This is a genomic window from Mycobacterium sp., assembly GCF_050701675.1.
Taxonomy (GTDB): domain Bacteria; phylum Actinomycetota; class Actinomycetes; order Mycobacteriales; family Mycobacteriaceae; genus Mycobacterium.
In genome coordinates this window covers 1-17,683 of the sequence record NZ_JBOGDD010000778.1, presented here as the reverse complement: position 1 = coordinate 17,683, position 17,683 = coordinate 1, and the positions used below count along the sequence as shown (strand labels likewise).

16 protein-coding genes are annotated in these 17,683 nt (G+C 66.8%); 6 read left to right on the top strand and 10 right to left on the bottom strand.

The features are described 5' to 3' along the window. The 5 genes from ACRDUX_RS23915 to mspA all read left to right on the top strand — a co-directional run. A partial coding sequence (locus tag ACRDUX_RS23915) for a sensor histidine kinase (protein WP_526417175.1) occupies positions 1 to 706 on the top strand: 706 nt, incomplete at its 5' end. 150 nt (positions 707 to 856) lie between these two features. Continuing rightward, the gene (locus ACRDUX_RS23910) at positions 857 to 2,218 is read left to right on the top strand and encodes a S1C family serine protease (protein ID WP_526417173.1); all 1,362 of its coding nucleotides are present in this window, start codon (positions 857 to 859) and stop codon (positions 2,216 to 2,218) included. Between the two features lie 29 nt (positions 2,219 to 2,247). Further along, positions 2,248 to 2,787 (top strand): MogA/MoaB family molybdenum cofactor biosynthesis protein, encoded by a 540-nt coding sequence (locus tag ACRDUX_RS23905; RefSeq protein ID WP_526417177.1) that lies wholly within the window; start codon positions 2,248 to 2,250, stop codon positions 2,785 to 2,787. Between the two features lie 159 nt (positions 2,788 to 2,946). After that, entirely contained in the window at positions 2,947 to 3,105 is a 159-nt protein-coding gene (locus ACRDUX_RS23900; RefSeq protein WP_526417171.1) for a hypothetical protein, read from the top strand. 377 nt (positions 3,106 to 3,482) lie between these two features. Continuing rightward, the gene (gene mspA / locus ACRDUX_RS23895; RefSeq protein ID WP_526417169.1) at positions 3,483 to 4,127 is read left to right on the top strand and encodes a porin MspA; all 645 of its coding nucleotides are present in this window, start codon (positions 3,483 to 3,485) and stop codon (positions 4,125 to 4,127) included. 302 nt (positions 4,128 to 4,429) lie between these two features. Here the strand turns inward: mspA and ACRDUX_RS23890 are convergent, their stop codons facing one another. The 10 genes from ACRDUX_RS23890 to ACRDUX_RS23845 form a co-directional block, all read right to left on the bottom strand. Next, a complete protein-coding gene (locus ACRDUX_RS23890) occupies positions 4,430 to 7,279 on the bottom strand; it encodes an FAD-binding and (Fe-S)-binding domain-containing protein (RefSeq protein WP_526417167.1) in 2,850 nt (949 codons plus the stop codon). Further along, entirely contained in the window at positions 7,269 to 8,246 is a 978-nt protein-coding gene (locus ACRDUX_RS23885) for a hydroxyacid dehydrogenase (RefSeq protein ID WP_526417165.1), read from the bottom strand. The genes ACRDUX_RS23890 and ACRDUX_RS23885 overlap by 11 nt, the downstream gene beginning before the upstream one ends. Next, positions 8,239 to 9,279 carry an Ldh family oxidoreductase gene (locus ACRDUX_RS23880; protein WP_526417163.1) on the bottom strand — a complete coding sequence of 347 codons (1,041 nt, stop codon included), beginning with the start codon at positions 9,277 to 9,279 and terminating at the stop codon, positions 8,239 to 8,241. The genes ACRDUX_RS23885 and ACRDUX_RS23880 overlap by 8 nt, the downstream gene beginning before the upstream one ends. 41 nt (positions 9,280 to 9,320) lie before the next feature. After that, a complete protein-coding gene (locus tag ACRDUX_RS23875) occupies positions 9,321 to 10,097 on the bottom strand; it encodes a fumarylacetoacetate hydrolase family protein (protein ID WP_526417161.1) in 777 nt (258 codons plus the stop codon). Continuing rightward, a complete protein-coding gene (locus tag ACRDUX_RS23870) occupies positions 10,094 to 11,779 on the bottom strand; it encodes a thiamine pyrophosphate-binding protein (protein ID WP_526417159.1) in 1,686 nt (561 codons plus the stop codon). The genes ACRDUX_RS23875 and ACRDUX_RS23870 overlap by 4 nt, the downstream gene beginning before the upstream one ends. Further along, the gene (locus tag ACRDUX_RS23865; RefSeq protein ID WP_526417157.1) at positions 11,776 to 13,299 is read right to left on the bottom strand and encodes a tripartite tricarboxylate transporter permease; all 1,524 of its coding nucleotides are present in this window, start codon (positions 13,297 to 13,299) and stop codon (positions 11,776 to 11,778) included. Before ACRDUX_RS23865 ends, ACRDUX_RS23870 begins: the two co-directional genes overlap by 4 nt. A 13-nt stretch (positions 13,300 to 13,312) precedes the next feature. Then, entirely contained in the window at positions 13,313 to 13,879 is a 567-nt protein-coding gene (locus ACRDUX_RS23860) for a tripartite tricarboxylate transporter TctB family protein (protein ID WP_526417155.1), read from the bottom strand. Positions 13,880 to 14,027: 148 nt separating this feature from the next. After that, complete coding sequence (locus ACRDUX_RS23855) at positions 14,028 to 15,035, bottom strand: tripartite tricarboxylate transporter substrate binding protein (protein ID WP_526417153.1); 1,008 nt, start codon at positions 15,033 to 15,035, stop codon at positions 14,028 to 14,030. 157 nt (positions 15,036 to 15,192) lie between these two features. Next, a complete protein-coding gene (locus ACRDUX_RS23850; RefSeq protein ID WP_526417152.1) occupies positions 15,193 to 16,365 on the bottom strand; it encodes an MFS transporter in 1,173 nt (390 codons plus the stop codon). Between the two features lie 73 nt (positions 16,366 to 16,438). After that, positions 16,439 to 17,182, bottom strand: coding sequence for a GntR family transcriptional regulator (locus ACRDUX_RS23845; RefSeq protein WP_526417150.1), 744 nt, complete (start codon positions 17,180 to 17,182; stop codon positions 16,439 to 16,441). A gap of 58 nt (positions 17,183 to 17,240) precedes the next feature. Between ACRDUX_RS23845 and ACRDUX_RS23840 the strand changes: the two genes are divergently transcribed. Beyond that, positions 17,241 to 17,683 (top strand): aldehyde dehydrogenase family protein (locus ACRDUX_RS23840; protein ID WP_526417148.1); only part of this gene is annotated, 443 nt, incomplete at its 3' end.

Sequence of the window (17,683 nt, the reverse complement as noted above, 5' to 3'; positions counted from 1 at the left end):
CACCAACGTCGAGCTCCTGATGGCGTCCATGGCTCCCGGTGCGCCGAAGATCCCCGAGGAGGAAATGGCGGGGCTGCGCTCCGACGTGATCGCCCAGATCGAAGAGCTCTCCACGCTGGTGGGCGATTTGGTGGACCTGACCAGGGACGACGCGGGCGTCACGATCCACGAGCCCGTCGACCTGTCCGACGTCGTCGACCGGAGCCTGGAGCGTGTCCGCAGGCGCCGCAACGACATCGAATTCAGCGTGTCGACCACCGGCTGGCAGGTGTCCGGCGACGAGGCGGGATTGTCCAGAGCGGTGCTCAACCTCCTCGACAACGCCGCCAAGTGGAGTCCCACCGGTGGCCGGGTCGAGGTGACGCTGGCACAGATCGACCCGATGTACGCCGAGCTGGTGGTGTCCGACCACGGCCCTGGCATTCCCGCTGCGGAGCGGCAGCTGGTGTTCGAACGGTTTTACCGGTCGACCTCGGCAAGGGCGATGTCCGGCTCTGGTCTAGGTCTGGCCATCGTCAACCAGGTCGTCGTGAAACACGGTGGGACACTTCGGATCGACGACACGGTGCCGGGCGGTGACCCACCGGGGGCGTCGGTCCACCTGGTGCTGCCCGGCCGCCCGATCTTCGAACCCTCCGGCCGAAGCGCTGCGACACGCGAGAGCGGCGCAGTGGACGGGGTGCCCGGCAACGCCGAGAATGGGTGATCTGGGGGAGGGTCGGCGAGAAGTCTGGGTAAGTCCCGAACGTTCTCTAAGTGGATTCTCAGCCCAGGGGGGCACTGTTCGGGGCACGCCTTTCGTTAGTCATTAAAGATCGCCGACGCAAACTACTCGAAAGAAGAGCAGCCAGCCGAAATGACCAACCATCCGAGGTACTCCCCGCCGCCGCCGCACGGGCAGCATCGGCCTGGCATGCACGAGGCTGCGGCGCCGGGCTACCCCGGCCAACAGCGCCCTGGCGGGTATCCGCAGCAGTCCTACGACTGGCGCTACGCCACGCAGCAGCAGCCCTACCGCGGCCCGGCTGACCCGTATCGGCCCGTCGATCCGACGCGGATGATGCACATTCCGCCCGCTGCTCCCCAGAAGCGTTCCAGGGCAGGTCGATTGACGGTCGGCGCATTGACCATCGCCGTCGTCTCGGCAGGCATCGGCGGCGGCGTCGCGACGCTGGTGCGGCCGGATCGGCCCGCACTGAGTTCCTCCGTCGCGGGTCCCGTGCCCGGCGTGCCCGCCGCAAGCCTGCCGGCCGGCTCGGTCGAGCAGGTCGCCGCCAAGGTGGTCCCGAGCGTGGTCAAGCTCGAAACCGACTTGGGCAGGCAGTCCGAAGAGGGCTCCGGCATCATCCTGACCACCGACGGTCTCATCCTCACGAACAACCACGTGGTGGCCGGCGGCGGCGACGGACCAGGCGGCCCAGGCGCACCGGGCGCACCGGGCGCACCGGGCGGCGGGTTGCAGACCAAGGTGACCTTCGCCAACGGAGCCACCACGTCCTTCAAGGTGCTCGGCACCGATCCCAGCAGTGACATCGCCGTCGTCCAGGCCGTGGGAGCCACCGGCCTGACGCCCATCACGGTCGGATCGTCGGGCAACCTGCGCGTCGGGCAGGACGTCGTCGCCATCGGCTCGCCGCTCGGTCTCGAGGGCACCGTCACCACGGGCATCGTCAGCGCGCTGAACAGGCCGGTCGCCGCGGGCGGTGACGCCCAGAACCAGAACACCGTGCTGGACGCGATTCAGACCGACGCCGCGATCAACCCGGGTAACTCCGGTGGCGCGCTGGTCAACATGAACGGCGAACTGGTCGGCGTCAACTCGGCCATCGCCACCCTTGGCGGCGACTCGGGGCAGTCGCAGAGCGGCTCGATCGGCCTCGGTTTCGCCATTCCCGTCGACCAGGCCAAGCGCATCGCCGACGAACTGATCCAGAACGGCACCGCCTCGCACGCCTCCCTCGGCGTTCAGGTCGGCAACGACGCGAGCGTCGACGGCGCCAAGATCGTCGACGTCACCGGCGGCGGAGCCGCCGCGGTCGCCGGTCTGCCGAGCGGTGTCGTCGTCACCAAGGTCGACGACAGGGTGATCAGCAGTGCCGACGCCCTCGTCGCGGCAGTCAGGTCCAGGGCGCCAGGTGACAAGGTCACGCTGACCTACCTGGACCCGTCCGGGAAACCGCAGACCGTGGACGTCACCCTCGGGAAGGCCGACCAGTGACGGTGGCGCCGGGACGCCCCGTGCTCAGGATGGCCGAACCCGCGTCGGCGGCGGGATATACGGTTGCGTTCATGGAACAGCCAGGTGAGTTGTTGGGCCGCGCACTCGTCGTCGTCGTCGATGACAGGACGGCGCATGGGGACGAAGAGGACCACAGCGGACCGGTGGTCACTGAACTGCTCGGCGAGGCGGGGTTCGTGGTCGACGGCGTCGTAGCCGTCTCGGCAGACGAGATCGAGATTCGCAACGCCCTGAACACCGCCGTGATCGGCGGCGTGGACCTGGTGATCTCGGTGGGTGGCACTGGTGTGACGCCACGCGACGTCACCCCGGAGGCCACCAGAACCATCCTGGACCGCGAGCTGCTCGGCATCGCCGAGGCCCTTCGGGCATCCGGCCTGTCGGCGGGCATCGTCGAGGCGGGGGTGTCCCGTGGGTTGGCGGGAATTTCCGGGAGCACCCTGGTCGTCAACATCGCGGGATCCCGGGCCGCCGTGCGCGACGGTATGGCCACGCTCGGCCCGCTGGCGGTGCAGATCATCGACCAGCTGTCCAGCCTCGAGATTTAGCCTCTTGCCGACTTCGGCAGTCACGGCCCGTCGGAATCCACGCTCAGCGTGGGAATTTTCGGTGCCGTCAGTTCCGCCTGTACGTTGCCCGATTGCGTTAATGCCACGTGAACTGCAAACCGGCCGTCAGTGTGATCTTCGTCACAATGGAGGGCTGCTGTGACCGAGCCAGCAGACTCAAAGCGTGCGTCAGTTAACAAGATTTTCGGCGATTCTCTTCCCGAAACCACCAAGGACGAGTGGGACGAGCGCCCGTCCGACGGCGACGCCGAACGCGATCGTTGGCTGCGCGACAACGTCCCACCGCACCACGGTTGACCTGTCGCTTCGTACCCCCGGGGCGGAAACGTCCAGTGGCCGAACCGGACTCAAGTACGCCCCTGTGATGGGTCGTCGTACCAGAGGCGGCGCGCCCGCGGAAGGGCGGCGGACGCGGCGGTGTGTGCCCTGCCATGCCGGGGCAAACTCTCTCTCATCGATAACGCGCCGCGCCGCGTAGATACCTACGCGTTGCCCGCCGGTTTGCGCACCGTTATGTTTCTGTCGTCAACGATGAGCGTTACGTAAGAACAACATGTGGGGTTTCTAATTTCCCTCACATCGAGGGCTTGCGAGGTGTCAGGTTTAGCGGTAGAGCCGGGCACTCACAGGAAACGACGGGCTTAACTGTCTGTCGACGACAAGCTAGGGAGATCATGAAGGCAATCAGTCGGGTGCTGGTCGCGTTGATCGCGACCGTCGCGGCTCTGTTCGCGAGCACAGGCACCTCACACGCAGGTTTGGACAACGAGCTGAGCCTGGTCGATGGCCAAGACCGGACCCTGACGGTCCAGCAGTGGGACACCTTCCTCAACGGTGTGTTCCCACTTGACCGCAACCGGCTGACCCGTGAGTGGTTCCACTCGGGTCGGGCCAAGTTCATCGTCGCCGGCCCCGGTGCCGACGAGTTCGAGGGCACCCTGGAGCTGGGCTACCAGATCGGCTTCCCGTGGTCGCTGGGCGTGGGCATCAACTTCAGCTACACCACCCCGAACATCCTGCTCGACGACGTCAACATCAACCCGTTGAGCGCTGGCTTCAACCCGCTGGGCTCGGTCATCACCCCGAACCTGTTCCCGGGAGTGTCGATCAGTGCCGACCTGGGCAACGGCCCCGGCATCCAGGAAGTCGCGACCTTCTCGGTCGACGTCAAGGGTGCTTCCGGCGGCGTCGCGGTGTCGAACGCTCACGGAACGGTCACCGGTGCCGCCGGTGGTGTGCTGCTGCGTCTGTTCGCACGGCTCATCGCCTCGACGGGTGACAGCGTCACCACCTACGGCGAGCCCTGGAACATGAACTAACGGTTCACGAGCCGCCGCGAGACGTCGGCGCGCCACGCATCGCTCACCGCCTCCGTCATGCCCGTCGTTGACACCCTGGCATCCGGAATGCGAGCCGCGCATGGCGCGCCGACTTCTCCGATCATCCGATTCGCGAGCGCGGGCACTCACACCGACTCTTGGTCAACGCAACTGGTGATGGTTTACGACGCCAGCGTCGCGACCTCCCGAAAAACGTGGCGCCAGCGTTGTCGGCGGTGGAAGGGTCGGAGTGTCCGGGGAACCTCGCCCGCAACCCGTGTGACTGCGCCTGATAGGCGTTGCTATAAACGAAGCCGATCAGCCAGCAATTCGACCAGATGCCGGCCCGTGCGGCCTGATAGATGTATCGCCTGGGTGCGGCAGGAGAAGCCGTCGGCGAGGAACACGGCATTGGCACCGTTCCGCAGAGCGGGCAAGAGACCGTTCTCGGCGACGGCTACGGAAACGTCGTAGTGCCCCTTCTCCATCCCGAAGTTGCCGGCCAGGCCGCAGCATCCGGCGATCGACGTGACCGTCGCTCCTGCTTGGACGAGCAGGGCCCGGTCGGCTTCCCACCCCATGACGGCGTGCTGGTGGCAGTGCGGCTGGGCCAGGACCTCGATACCGTCGAGTCTTGGTGTCTGCCAACGATTTGGGTGCCGGATGGTCTTCGAACCGAGGAATTCGGCCACGGTGTGGACGCGGCGGGTCAGCTCGGTTGCGCGCGGATCGTCCGGCAGCAGTTCAGCCACGTCGCACCGGAGCACGGCGGTGCAGGACGGTTCCAGTCCGACGATCGCAATGTTGGGGTCCTGCAAGAAGGGTTCGAGTGCGTCCAGGCTCTTCCGGAGCAGTCGACGAGCGACATCGAGCTGGCCGGTGGTGATCCAGGTCAAACCGCAGCACTGCTGACGGCGGGTGAGAACAACGGAGTATCCGGCATGTTCGAGCACGGTGACGGCGGCCCGTGCGATCTCGGGGGCCAATCCGTTGGTGAAGCTGTCCACCCAGAGGACCACACGTGGACGATTCGTCTGCCACCCTGGCCTGCCGGAACGGAACTGGCGCCGGAAGGTGCGTGCGGGCAGTTCTGGCACCTCCCGACGAGGATCGGCGCCTGCCATGCGTAGACCGAGATGCACGACCCTGGGCCACCGTCGGGCGACCAGGTTCACCGGCCACGGCACCAGGGCGGTCAGCCGCAGCCAGACGGGCAGCCAGCCCAGGGTGTAGTGGCTCATCGGTCGGCGCTTGCCCCGGTAGCGGCGGTAGAGGAATTCGGACTTGTAGGTGGCCATGTCCACTCCGGCCGGACAGTCCGAGGCGCATGCCTTGCACGACAGGCACAGGTCCAGTGATTCGGCGGCCTCAGGTGACTGCCATCCGTCGCGGATGAGCGAGCCGTTCACCATTTCCTGCAGCACCCTGGCCCGACCTCGGGTCGAGTCCTTCTCGTCGCGGGTGGCGTGGAAGGACGGACACATGAATCCGCCCGCGGCGGCGTTGTCCGCGCGGCACTTGCCCACGCCGACGCAGCGGTGCACGGCCTTGGACAGGTCGCCCCCGTCCGCGTGCAGGGCGAACCCGATGGCCGGCACGGGCCGTGCCTGGGTGAGGCGCAGATCGTCATCAAGTGCGGCGGGGTCGACGATGATGCCAGGGTTGTGCACCCGATCCGGGTCGAAGAAATCCTTGAACTCGTCGAACGCACGAAGCGCCGCGGGGGAGTACATGCGTGACAGCAGTTCCCCGCGGGCGCGGCCGTCTCCGTGCTCACCGGACAGGGAGCCACCGTAGCCGGCGACCAGGTCGGCGGCATCCTCGAGAAAGGTCCGAAAACGCTTGGGCGCGTCAGCTATCGGAAGATCGAGCCGGGTGTGGATGCAGCCGTCGCCGACGTGGCCATAGGACAGCCCCTGCACACCGTGCTGGACCTTGAGGCGTTCGAAGTCGCGCAGGTAGTCGCCCAGCACGGCCGGTGGGACGGCCGCGTCCTCCCAGCCGGGCCATGCCGGTTGATTGTCCGGCGTGCGGCCCGCCAGTCCGACGCCGTCTTCGCGGATCCGCCACAGCGAGCGCGTCTCATCCAATGTGGTAACAATCCGGCTACCCAGTGCGGCAGTCACTTTCACGACGTCCTCGGCACTGGCGAGCGCCTCGGCTACGGTCTCACCGCTGGTTTCGACGAAGAGCCAGGCCCCGCCGCTGGGCAGCGCGGGCACGGGCCGGCCGCCGGCGTGCCTGCGCACGACGTCGACAAGGTAGGAATCCATACTCTCGATGGCCAGCGGGCGCAGCGGGAGCAGCGCGGTGACGTCGTCGGCCGCCGACGGCATGTCCGGATAGCCCAAGACGGTCAACATGGTGACCGCCGGGATCCGAACCAGCTTCACCGTGGCCTCGACGACGAGGCCACAACTGCCCTCGGTGCCCGAAAGTGCTTGGGCAAGCGCCCGTCCCGACTCTGGGAGCAGACGTTGCAGTGCGTACCCCGACACCTGCCTGCCGAAGCGGCCGAACTCGGTGCGGATCAGTTCGAGGTGGCCGAGGGTGAAGTCCTCCAACCCGGGATAGTCGGCGAAACCTTCGGATACCTCGACCAGTCGCCCGGTGCCGTCGACCATCCTGAGGGCGCAGACGTTGTCACTGGTCCGGCCCCAGCTGACGGCACGGGGGCCACAGGCGTCGTTGCCGATCATCCCGCCGAGGGTGGCGCGGGCCTGCGTCGACGGATCGGGTCCGAACCGCAATCGCGAGGGCGCCGCCGCGCGCTGCAGGGTCGTCAGTACGGTACCCGGCTGTACGCGGGCGGTTCGGCTGTCGGGGTCGACGTCGAGAACCGCGTTCAGGTGCCGGCTGAAGTCGAGCACCCAGCCCGGCCCGATCGCGTTGCCCGCGACGGACGTTCCCCCGCCGCGTGCGGTCAGCGGGATACCGACTCGCCGCGCCTCCCCGACGATCTGCACCACGTCGTCGGTATCGGCGGGGAACAGCACGGCTGCGGGGACGATCCGATAGTTGGAGGCATCCGACGAGTACTCCGCGCGCCGCCGCACGTCGACGTCGACCTCGCCGCGGAGCACGCCGCGCAGGCGGGTGGCCGCGTCGCCGACCTCGGCGGGATCGCTGTCGGTCGACGCGTCATCCCGCACGTGACAACAGGTACTCGTTCACCGCGCCGTCGTGCGAAGGGTTGGCCAGCAGTTCGAGTACCCGTCGCACCGCCTGTTCTCCTATGGCTTCGGTGGCCTCCCGTGTGCGGCCGCCGCGGTGCGGTGAAAGCACGACGTTGGACAGTGCGAAGAACGGATGGTCGCCTGGAGGCGGTTCGTCGTCGAAGACGTCGACCGCCGCGCCGCCAATTCGTTCGTTGTCCAGCGCCTCGAACAGCGCGTGCTCGTCGACTACTCCGCCGCGCGAAACATTCACCAGGATGGCATCTTTGCGCATCGCAGCGAGTTCGTCGCGGCCGATCATCCCTTGACTCCCCTCGGTGCGCGGGACGTGCAGACTGATGACGTCGCATTCTGCCATCAGATCCAGCAGCCGGGGGGTCGGCACGGCGCCCCCGTCGATGATCCACTGCGCGTCGCGGGAGGGATGGTAGGCGGCAACCGTCATACCGAGTCCGAGGTGGGCGATGCGGGCGACTTCTCGACCGATGGTGCCGAGACCGACGATGCCCCAGCGCTTTCCGTACAGTTGCGTGCCGGGATCCTGATTGCGGCTGGCAAACCCGCCCGCGCGCACGGTGGCGTCCCAGCGGGGAAGCTGCCGCGCCACGGCGAGGGCCAGCGCGATGGTCATCTCGGCAACGGTGTGCACGTTGCCACCGGCCGTGTTGTAGACCGGCACGCCCGCAGCCGCGGCAGCCGCGAGATCGATGCCGTCGACCCCGATCCCGACGCGCTGCACGAAGCGCAACCGGGAGGCGTTGGCGAACACCGACGCATCGAGCGTGTCGGAGCGGACGAGCAGCACGTCGACGCGTCCTTGGTGGTCGGACAATGCCTGCGCGCCCGGCCCGTATCCGCGCACGACCTCGGCGTGCTCGGCGAGCATCGTCAGAGAGTGCTCGTCGATCGGCTTGGTGACGAAGACCACTGGGCGCTCAGGCATGTGCGGTGACGACCTCCTCGGTCAGCGCCAGCAGGTCGGCCCACGTGTTGTCGGTGATCGCGATCCCCGCCTTGCGGCGCTCGGCGCCCATCCGCATCTCGATTTCACCGGGGAACAGGATCTCGTCGAACCCATCGGCCAGCGGGGTGTCCTTCAGGTAGGCGATGAAGTCGCCCATCATGGCTTCGAACCGGCCCCGGTCCTGAAGGCGCTCGATGTCGAACACCGAGATGAAGATGCCGTCGTTGTGCCGACCGAGCGGGTCGATGCCAAATCCCAGTCCGGTGAGCAGTCCGCAGAACATCTCGACGATGAACGACAGACCGTAACCCTTGTGGCCCTGATCGCCGCCTACCGGCAGGATGGTGCCGCCGTCGTAGTAGTCCAACGGGTTGGTGCTCGATTTGCCGTCCTTGTCGAGGATCCAGCCCTTGGGGATCTCGACGCCACGGTCGCGGGCCACGTGGATCTTGCCGGCAGCGACCGCCGAGGTCGCCATGTCGAGGATCACCGGGCCCTGCGGGCCTGCCGGCGCGGCGAAGCAGATCGGGTTGGTGCCCAGACGGGATTCCCGGCCACCGAACGGAGTGACGAACTTCGGGCCAAGGCCGGAGTCGGCCATGATCATTGCGATCATTCCCTGTTCGGCCGCCATCGCGGCGTATGCGCCCAACCGGCCGACGTGGCCCTGGTGGTGCACTGCCGCCATCGCGACACCGGATTCCTTGGCCTTGGCGATGGTTTCGGCCATGGCGCGTTCGGTGACGACGAACCCGAAGCCCCAGTTACCGTTGACCACGGTGGAGGTGGGCCCGGACTTTTCGACCTCGTAGGGTGCGCCAGGGACGATGTGCCCCTTGTCGATGAGCTCGACGTATTTGCGGGTGCGCATGGCACCGTGTGACTCGTGGCCAACCAGGTCGGCGTCCACCTGGTGGCGGGCGACGATGTCGGCTTCCTGGGGTGGCGCACCCTTGGCGGTGTAGATGCGAACGAGCTTCTCGCGCAGTTCTGATTCGGACACAGTGGGCATCTCTGCCCTCCCTTCGGTTGTCGAGCTGTGGTGGGTGAAGATCAGGGGCGGTCAGCGCCGACGACGCCGTTGGTGAGGCTGCCGATGCCGTCGATTTCGACGGTGACATGGTCGCCGGGTAGCAGCGCTCCGGTCCCTCCCGGTGAACCGGTGATGACCAGATCGCCGGGGAGGAGCGTGGCGAAGCCGGACAGATACTCGATCAGGTACGGGATTCCGTAGGTCATGTCCGCCGTCGACCCGTCCTGCCGCAGCGAGCCGTTTACGCTGCAGCGCAAAGCAACTCCACCGATTGGGTCGAGATCGGTCTCGATCCACGGTCCGACTGGGCAGAAGGTGTCGAATCCCTTGCCGCGGGTGGGGTGGGGATCCCCGCGCTGGAGGTCACGCGCGCTGACGTCGTTGGCGCAGGTGTAGCCCAGGACGTAGTCGAGTGCGTCGGCAGCGCTGACGAACCGCGCCGATTTGCCGATGACGACGGCCAGTTCGGCCTCGTGCTCGACGTGGGTGCTCAGGCTCAGCGGCGGTAGCACGATGTCATCACCAGGCCCGATGACGGTCGTGGATCCCTTCATGAACACAGATGGGGCGCCGTCGTGCGCGAAGCCCATCTCGACGCGGTGGGCGTGGTAGTTCTTGCCAAGGCAGAAGATCTTCGACGGTGTGACCGGTGCCAGCAGCCGGACGTCGGCCAGCGCGAGCCGGGTGTGGCCGGGCTGACCGCCGTCGTAGGGCGTTCCGTCGATGAGCTGGACGGTGTCGCCGGACACGACGCCCCAGCGGGACGCTCCGTCCACCGCGATGCGGGCGTATCTCATTGGGTGTTCCTTCCTTGCGCGGCCTGGCGCACTGCGGACAGTCGACGATCGGGCGTGGACTGTTCGGGGTCGGTGATCAGTTCGAGCAGCGCGGGACCGCCCGCGGTCCTGGCGCGTTGAAACGCTCCGGCGAACTGGGCGGTTTCGGTGACGCGTTCGGCCCACAGGCCGAAAGATCGTGCGTAGGCGACGAAGTCCGGATTGGTCAGACCCGTGTTGATGACCCGCCCGGGGTAGCGCATCTCCTGATGCATCCGGATGGTGCCGAGATGACCATTGTTGACCACGATCACGATGACCGGCAGCGCATAGTGTGCGACGGTGGCCAGCTCCTGCCCGTTCATCAGCATGCAGCCGTCACCGGCGTAGGCGATGGCGAGCCGGTCGCGGTCGTGCACGGCGGCGGCGATGGCCGCTGGCAGGCCGTAACCCATGGCGCCGCTGGTGGGGCCGAGCTGGGTGGGGTGCTGGGCGAAGCGGTGGTAACGGTGCAGCCATGCGGTGTAATTGCCTGCGCCGTTGGTGATCACGGTGTTCTCGGGCACGGTGTCTGACACCGCGCGCACCACTGCGGCCAGATCCAGGCCGACCGAGTCCCCGGTGGGCTCGGACAGCTTGAGATAGCTGCGCCGGGTGTCGTCGTACCATTCGCTCCAGTGCGGTTCGGTGGGTGCGTCGAGTTCCAGCAGCCGGGGTAGAAGGGTACGTGGGACGGCGTTGATCGACAGCTCCGCGGAGTAGACCCGACCGAGTTCGTCGGCGTCGGCGTGAACGTGGATGAGCCGGACGCCGGGATCGGGTACGCCGAACAGCGTGTAGCCGCCGGTGGTCATGTCACCGAGCCGACCGCCCAGGGCGATGATCAGGTCGGCGTCGCGGACCCGTGCCGCGAGGTGCGCGCCCAGGCCGGGCCCGAGTGCGCCGCCGAAGGCGGGGGATCGGTTGTCGACGAGATCCTGACGGCGGAAGGTCGTCAAGGCGGGGATGCGCCAGCGTTCGGCGAGCTGCAGCAGGGAGTGGGCGGCGTCCTGATCCCAGCAGCTGCCCCCCGCGATCAGCAATGGCCGATGAGCCTCGGTCAGTAGCTCGGCGAAACGGGTCAGCGCGGCGTTTGAGGCATGCGCCCGTTGTGCCTCGGCAGGTTTGGCGTCGGGCACCGTGACGACGTCCTGGAGCATGTCCTCGGGCAGAGCGATCACCACCGGACCCGGCCTGCCCGAGATCGCGGTGCTGAACGCGCGGTGCACGATCTCGGGGATGCGGGCGGCATCATCGATCTGCACCGCCCACTTCGCGAGCCCGCTGAACACCTGGACGTAGTCCAACTCTTGAAAACCCTCGCGTCCCATGGTTGAACGGGCGACCTGTCCGACGAGCAGGATCATCGGGGTGGAGTCCTGAAATGCGGTGTGTACGCCGATGCTGGCATTCGTTGCGCCCGGTCCGCGGGTCACCAGGCAGATGCCCGGACGGCCGGTGAGCTTGCCGGTGGCCTCGGCCATGAAGGCGGCGCCGCCCTCCTGGCGGCAGGAGTAGAGGTGGATGCGCTGGTGTTCGTAGAGGGCATCGGTCACCGCCAGGTAGCTCTCGCCGGCGACCGCGAAGATCGACTCGACGCCATTGAGGGCGAGCTGGTCGACCAACACCTGTGCGCCGGATCGGGGCGCGGTCTGCAATGTCATTGGTGCACTACCTCTTTCTCGCCGACCATGCTCTTGACGCGGTGGAGGAGCTTCACCAGCGCGGGGAAGGTGAAGGCGATGACGGCCAGGATCAAGATGATGACGGCGGTCGGGCTGGAAACGAATATCGACCAGTCACCACGGGAGGTGGTGAGGCCGCGGCCCCACTGCTCTTCCATCAGTGGGCCGAGGACGAGTCCGAGCACCGCGGGCGCCAACGGTACGTCGCAGATCCGCAGCAGCAGGCCGATGGCTCCGAAGATCACCATCAAGATCAGATCGGTGGTGTTGCGGGACAGGCTGAACACTCCGACGGTGGAGATGACCAGGATCATCGGTGACAGCAAGCCCGTCGGGACACTGAGCAGTTTCACCCACACCCGGATCAGCGGGACGTTGAGGAGCAGCAGCAGCACGTTGCCCACCAGCAGGCTGGCGACGATGGCCCAGACGAAGTTGGCGTTGTCACGCAACATCAGTGGGCCGGTGGTGACGCCGAACCCTTGCAACGCGCCGAGCATCACCGCCGTGGCCGCGGTGGGCGGAATGCCCAGGGTGAGAAGGGGAACGAGCGCGCCCTGGGCGGCGGCGTTGTTGGCCGCCTCCGGGCCCGCCAGCCCCTCGATCATGCCCTTGCCGCGGCCGAACTTCTCGGGTGTCTTGGAGACGTTGCGCTCGACGCCGTAGGACAGGTAGGACGCTACGGTCGCACCTGCGCCCGGCAGGATGCCGACGAAGAATCCGAGAACCGATCCGCGCAGCCAGGACGGAACCGACCGGCGCCATTCCTCCTTCGTCATGTATAGCTTGCCCATGGTGCCGGAGACGTGCGGGGTGGTGGTGTGGCGCATGGTGCCGACGACGAACAAGACCTCGACGATGGCGAACAGGCCAATGGTGACCAGTTCGAAGTCGATTCCGTTGTAGATGGCCAGGATTCCGAAGGTGAATCGGTTGGTGCCGCTGACGGCGTGGATGCCGACGGTGCCGATGGCCAGACCGAGCAGCGCGGAGAACGCCGCCTTGAGGGGACGGCCGCCCAGCATGCTGGTGGTGGCAAGGGCAAGGGCGAGGACGGCGAAGGCGAAGTATTCGGCGGGCCCGAAGGTCAGGGCGAACTTGACGAGAGGCTTGGCCACCAGGGTGAGGGCGAAGGTGGACAGCACGCCAGCGACGAATGAGCCGACGGCCGAGGTCAGCAGCGCGGCTCCCCCGCGCCCCGCTCGTGTCATTCGGTAGCCGTCCATCACGCTCACGACCGAGGAGGATTCCCCGGGCGTGCTCAGCAGGATGGAGGTCGTGGATCCGCCGTACATGGCGCCAAGGAAGATGGCGCAGAACATGATGATCGCCGCCAGCGGGTCGCCGAGGGCGAAGACCACGGGGAGCAGAAGCGACATGGTTACCGCCGGGCCGAGGCCCGGCAGCACGCCGACGGCCGTGCCGATGGCTGCGCCCAGGAACGCGTAGAGGAGGTACTCCGGGCGTAGGACGGTCTCGAAGGCTCCGAACAGCATCATCAGCGAATCCACGTCAGAAGACCCCCGAGAGCAGTCCGCCCGGCAGTTGGACGCCGAGCACGTAGGCAAAGAGATAGAAGACTGCGCCCGAGAAGATCGCGGAGACGATCACGTTTCGAATCCAGCGGCGTGGGCTGAGGTAGGTGGACAGTCCCGCAAGGAACAGCAGCGTCGAAACGGTGAATCCGAGCAGGGTGAACAACGCGATGTAGGCGATCAGCGCGATGAAGGTGATCCAGGCGTCGCGCCAGCAGGTGATGCGTTCGCGGTCGTCGTCCTCGGCTTCGGTGACTGCATCGCCCCGGCGGGCGGCGAGGTGCTTGCGGACCAGGGCAAGCACCTGCGCTGCGGCGAGCAGCACCGAGACTGCGACCATCGCTACGGCGATCGCGGTGGGGAATCCGCGGGGGGACACCAGCAGTTCGCGCTTGGGCAGCGGAACTGTCATCGCCTGCCATAGGTAGAACACCGAGAAGCCGGGGAACACGACGATGATGGAGACATGGCGTACCCAACTCGCGAGGCGCCCCAAGGGAGGCAGCTCGTAATCGGGTTCTTCTTGTGGCAGTGCGGTTTCCACGACAGTGGCTGGCTCCGTGGCGTTGTCGGACTGGTGGGGCTGTACCGGAGGCACCTGGTCCTCACTTCCTGCGCTCGAATCGAGACACGACGTGCTAAGGGCGACGCCGCGGTGGATCGCGCCGCCGCCCCTGGCCAACTACCGGGGGTTAGTTCTGGATGAGGCCGAGCTCGGTCAGGGAGGTGGTCAAGTTGCCCTGCTCAGTGGTGAGGAAATCCTTGAACTGCTGCTGATCCAAACCGGTGATTTCCCAGGTGTTCTTGTCGGCGACGGCTTTCCACTGGGGCGTCGTGGCGAGTTTCTTGAAGGTGTCGTTCCAGTACTTGACCGCGTAGTCCGGCATGTCCGGGGGACCGAAGGCGCCGCGCCAGTTGGACTGCGTGACGTTGTAGCCCAGTTCGGTCATGGTCGGCACGTTCTTGACCCGATCGGCGGTCAGTCGTTTGGGGGCGCTGACCGCCAGCACGCGGGCGTCGCCGCTTTCGACCAGGCTGAGCAGATCGGGTCCGCCGAAGGCGACGTCGATCTGACCACCCAGCAGGTTGGTCTGGTTCTCGGCGCCTTCGAGCGGTAGGTAGGCCAGCTGCGAGAACGGGACCCCGACCAGTTTGGCGAGATCGGCCACCACGATGTTGTCGGCGCTGCCGAGGGAGGCTCCGCCGATCTTGACCTTGCCGGGTTGGGCCTTGATGGCGTCGACTACGTCGCTGAGCTTGGTGAAGGGTGAGTCCTTGCGAACGTAGGCGTAGGTGTACTCGGCGAACAGACCGGCAAGGGGCACCATTTTCGACAGGCCCACGTTCTGTGAATCTTGCAGGCTGGCCGACAGATTGCTGACGCTGGTCACCAGGAGTTGATCGGTGGCGCCGGTGCAATCCGACGCCAGGGTGCCGGTCGCCACCATTCCCGAGCCGCCAGGCATGTTGTTCAGTCGCATCTGAGCGGTGGTCAGCTTGGTCTCGCCGAGCACCTGGATGATGCTGTTGATCGCGAGGTCGATCCCGCCGCCTGGGTTGAACGGCGAGTTGATGGTGACCTGCGAGGACGGGTAGTTGGCCGCGTCGGCCTCTCCGCCCCTGCCGCCGGCGCCGTTGCACGCCGTCAGGGCGAGTGTCGCCGTCAGGGCGATGGCGCCGAGGATGTTGCGTTTCTTCACTGCCACTCCTTCGAAGAGTCTCCGTTGACTTCGATCTAGCGCGCTTCCGGGTCGAGCAGTAGCACGCTACTCGGTAGCATGTTACTCAGTTCACATTGAGTGTCAATAGGAGAGGTAGATCACGGAGGGACGAGTCCACGTGGCCGTAAGAACCGAATCAGCGCGCCCGCGAGGCCCCGAGTGTGGCCGCGGCCAGGACGGCTCCGAGCAGCACGAACCCCCCGCCGACGCCCACGGCGGCCGTTGCAGCGGCGATGGCCGCGGGTACCGCAACCTGTCCGGCCTTGTTGCCGAGCATGCGGATGGCGAGCGCGGCGCCACGCGACCTGGCGGGTACCGCAGTGGTGATCAGTGTCATGGTCAGCGGCTGGCCCAGGCCAAGGAAGAACCCGAGCACCACCAGCAGGGCGCCTAGCAGCCACGGGTTCGACGTGAACGCGATGGCAGGCACCAGCAGCGCTGTCACGAAAGTACTGGTGGTGATCAGACCGGTGCGGCTGAAACGCCTCGTGAGCACCGCGAGCAGGATCCGCGAGGAGACCGAGGCAGCCGCGCGCAGGCTCAACAGGATGCCGACGACGCCGGGGCTGATTCCGACTCGTTCTCCGATGAGCGGCAGGTAGGCGACCAGCAGATCGACCGTGGCCAGCAGGGCGATGCTGGCGGTCATGGCGCCGGGCACGCTCGGAATTCGCAGTATTGCAACGGTTTCCATCCACCGCGGAGGTGCGTCGGTGCTGGAACTGGGTCCCGGCCGATCGGGGTAGGCGAACGTGAACGCGAGGGCGACGGCGCAGAGGCCGGCGCCGACCGCGAACGCCAGGGCGGTGCCCGACGCGTTGTCCTTGCCTGTCAGCATCCAGCCGGTACCGAGCGGCCCGAGCATCTGCCCGATGGACGCCGCCGCGCTGGTCAAGCCGAAGTCGCGGTCGAGATCGGCCTCGGTGGAGACCCGGGCGACGATCGACTGCGCGCCGACCATGATCATCATGGCGCCCAGGCCGAGGGCGACCGTGGCGACGGCGACCGTGGCCAGCGACTCGGCGACGGCCAGTCCGGCCGAACCGACGCCGAGCAGGATGGTGCCGAAGCCGAACACCGGAGCCGGACGACGTCGATCCGAATACCGCCCGAGTGGAACCGCCAATAGTGCGGGCAGGAAGGCGTAGATCGCCACCAGCAGCCCGACGAGCAAGTCGTTGGCGCCGAGCTCGAGTGCGCGGTACGTCAGGGCAGGGCGCACCAGGAACGCCGCCACCTGCGTGAGCACCATGGCGATGAGCAGGCGCCACAACCAGGACGGCAGCGCCGCGGGCGAACGCGTCTTCACTGCCGGTGAAACTAGCATGCCACTGGTCGGCATCCGGGTGGTCGACCGCGCAGCATGCCGCCAAGCGAGGGGTCTAGACGAGGACTTCGCTGTCGGGTTCGCCATTGTTCAGCAGCGACGGCAGCAGGAAGTCGGGCCAGTTGACCGGCATCGGGTCACCGGTGCGCACGGAAACCTCACTCATGATGACGCACCCGCTGTGCACCAGATGGTTGGTCATGGCGCGCGCTGCGGCCAGCGAGTCGCCCGCGGCGATGGCCTTGACGATTGGTTGGTGGTCGGAATAGATCTCGCGCAGCCGTGAGGTCCGGTCCATGGTGGTGACGCCCATTGCCTGAGTAGCCGCGCGCAATCCGGCCAACTCGCGTCGGACCCGCGAGTTGTCCATCGTCGCGATGATCTCGTCGTGGAACTCGCGGTCGAGGCGGGTAAAGGACTCGGTGTCCTCGGCGGCGATGGAGCGGGGCATCTCCATCAGGTTTTCCACCAGGCGTTCCACTGCCGACGGGCTAGCATGTTGCGCGGCGTAGGACGACGACGTGGTCTCCAGCACCAAGCGGAACTCGAACACGGCGCGAACGTCGTCGACGGTCAAACCGCGAATCCGGAACCCGCGGTTGCGTTCGATCACGACCATTCCGGTGTCGGCAAGCCGTAATACCGCCTCGCGCACCGGTGTACGAGACACCTGGTAGGTCTCGGCGAACTCGTAGATCGAGTGCAGACTGCCCTGCTGCAGCTCACCGGACTGGATCGCGCTGCGCAGCTTGCGGAACACCTCGTCGGAGGTCGATGTGCGCTTAGCCTGGTTTGGCATCTGTTCACGGTAACGCACGGCAAACGCAGAGCCTAGGTAACATGCTACTGTGCGGGACGTGAACGAGCACACCAGCTTCGTGGGTGGCTGCTGGCTGGACACCGACGGCACGCAGACCAGCGACGTCAACCCCTCCGATCACGGTGACACCGTGGCCGTCATCCAGCAGGGCACGGCCGCCACCGTGGACGAGGCCGTCACCGAGGCGCGGGGCGCCCAGCCAGGGTGGGCCCGCAGCTCGCCGCAGAGTCGCGCCGACCTGCTGGAAGCTGTGGCGGCCCGAATCCTGGCCGAGGCGGATGGCCTGGCTGAACTGCTTGCCCGCGAAGAGGGCAAGACCCGCGCGGAGGCCCGTGCCGAAGTGGTCCGGGCGTCTCAGATCTTCCGGTTCTTCAGCGGTGAGGCGCTACGCATGACCGGTGAGCGTCAGGCGTCGACCCGAGAGGGCGTCAGTGTCACGATGCACCGCGAGCCCGTCGGCGTAGTAGGGATCATCACCCC

Bases quoted from the DNA above. Each gene is read 5' to 3' on its own strand.
- ACRDUX_RS23910 (WP_526417173.1), top strand. From the start codon at position 857: ATGACCAACCATCCGAGGTACTCCCCGCCGCCGCCGCACGGGCAGCAT.
- ACRDUX_RS23905 (WP_526417177.1), top strand. From the start codon at position 2,248: ATGGCCGAACCCGCGTCGGCGGCGGGATATACGGTTGCGTTCATGGAA.
- mspA (WP_526417169.1), top strand. From the start codon at position 3,483: ATGAAGGCAATCAGTCGGGTGCTGGTCGCGTTGATCGCGACCGTCGCG.
- ACRDUX_RS23885 (WP_526417165.1), bottom strand. From the start codon at position 8,246: ATGCCTGAGCGCCCAGTGGTCTTCGTCACCAAGCCGATCGACGAGCAC.
- ACRDUX_RS23880 (WP_526417163.1), bottom strand. From the start codon at position 9,279: ATGCCCACTGTGTCCGAATCAGAACTGCGCGAGAAGCTCGTTCGCATC.
- ACRDUX_RS23875 (WP_526417161.1), bottom strand. From the start codon at position 10,097: ATGAGATACGCCCGCATCGCGGTGGACGGAGCGTCCCGCTGGGGCGTC.
- ACRDUX_RS23870 (WP_526417159.1), bottom strand. From the start codon at position 11,779: ATGACATTGCAGACCGCGCCCCGATCCGGCGCACAGGTGTTGGTCGAC.
- ACRDUX_RS23865 (WP_526417157.1), bottom strand. From the start codon at position 13,299: ATGATGCTGTTCGGAGCCTTCGAGACCGTCCTACGCCCGGAGTACCTC.
- ACRDUX_RS23845 (WP_526417150.1), bottom strand. From the start codon at position 17,182: ATGCCAAACCAGGCTAAGCGCACATCGACCTCCGACGAGGTGTTCCGC.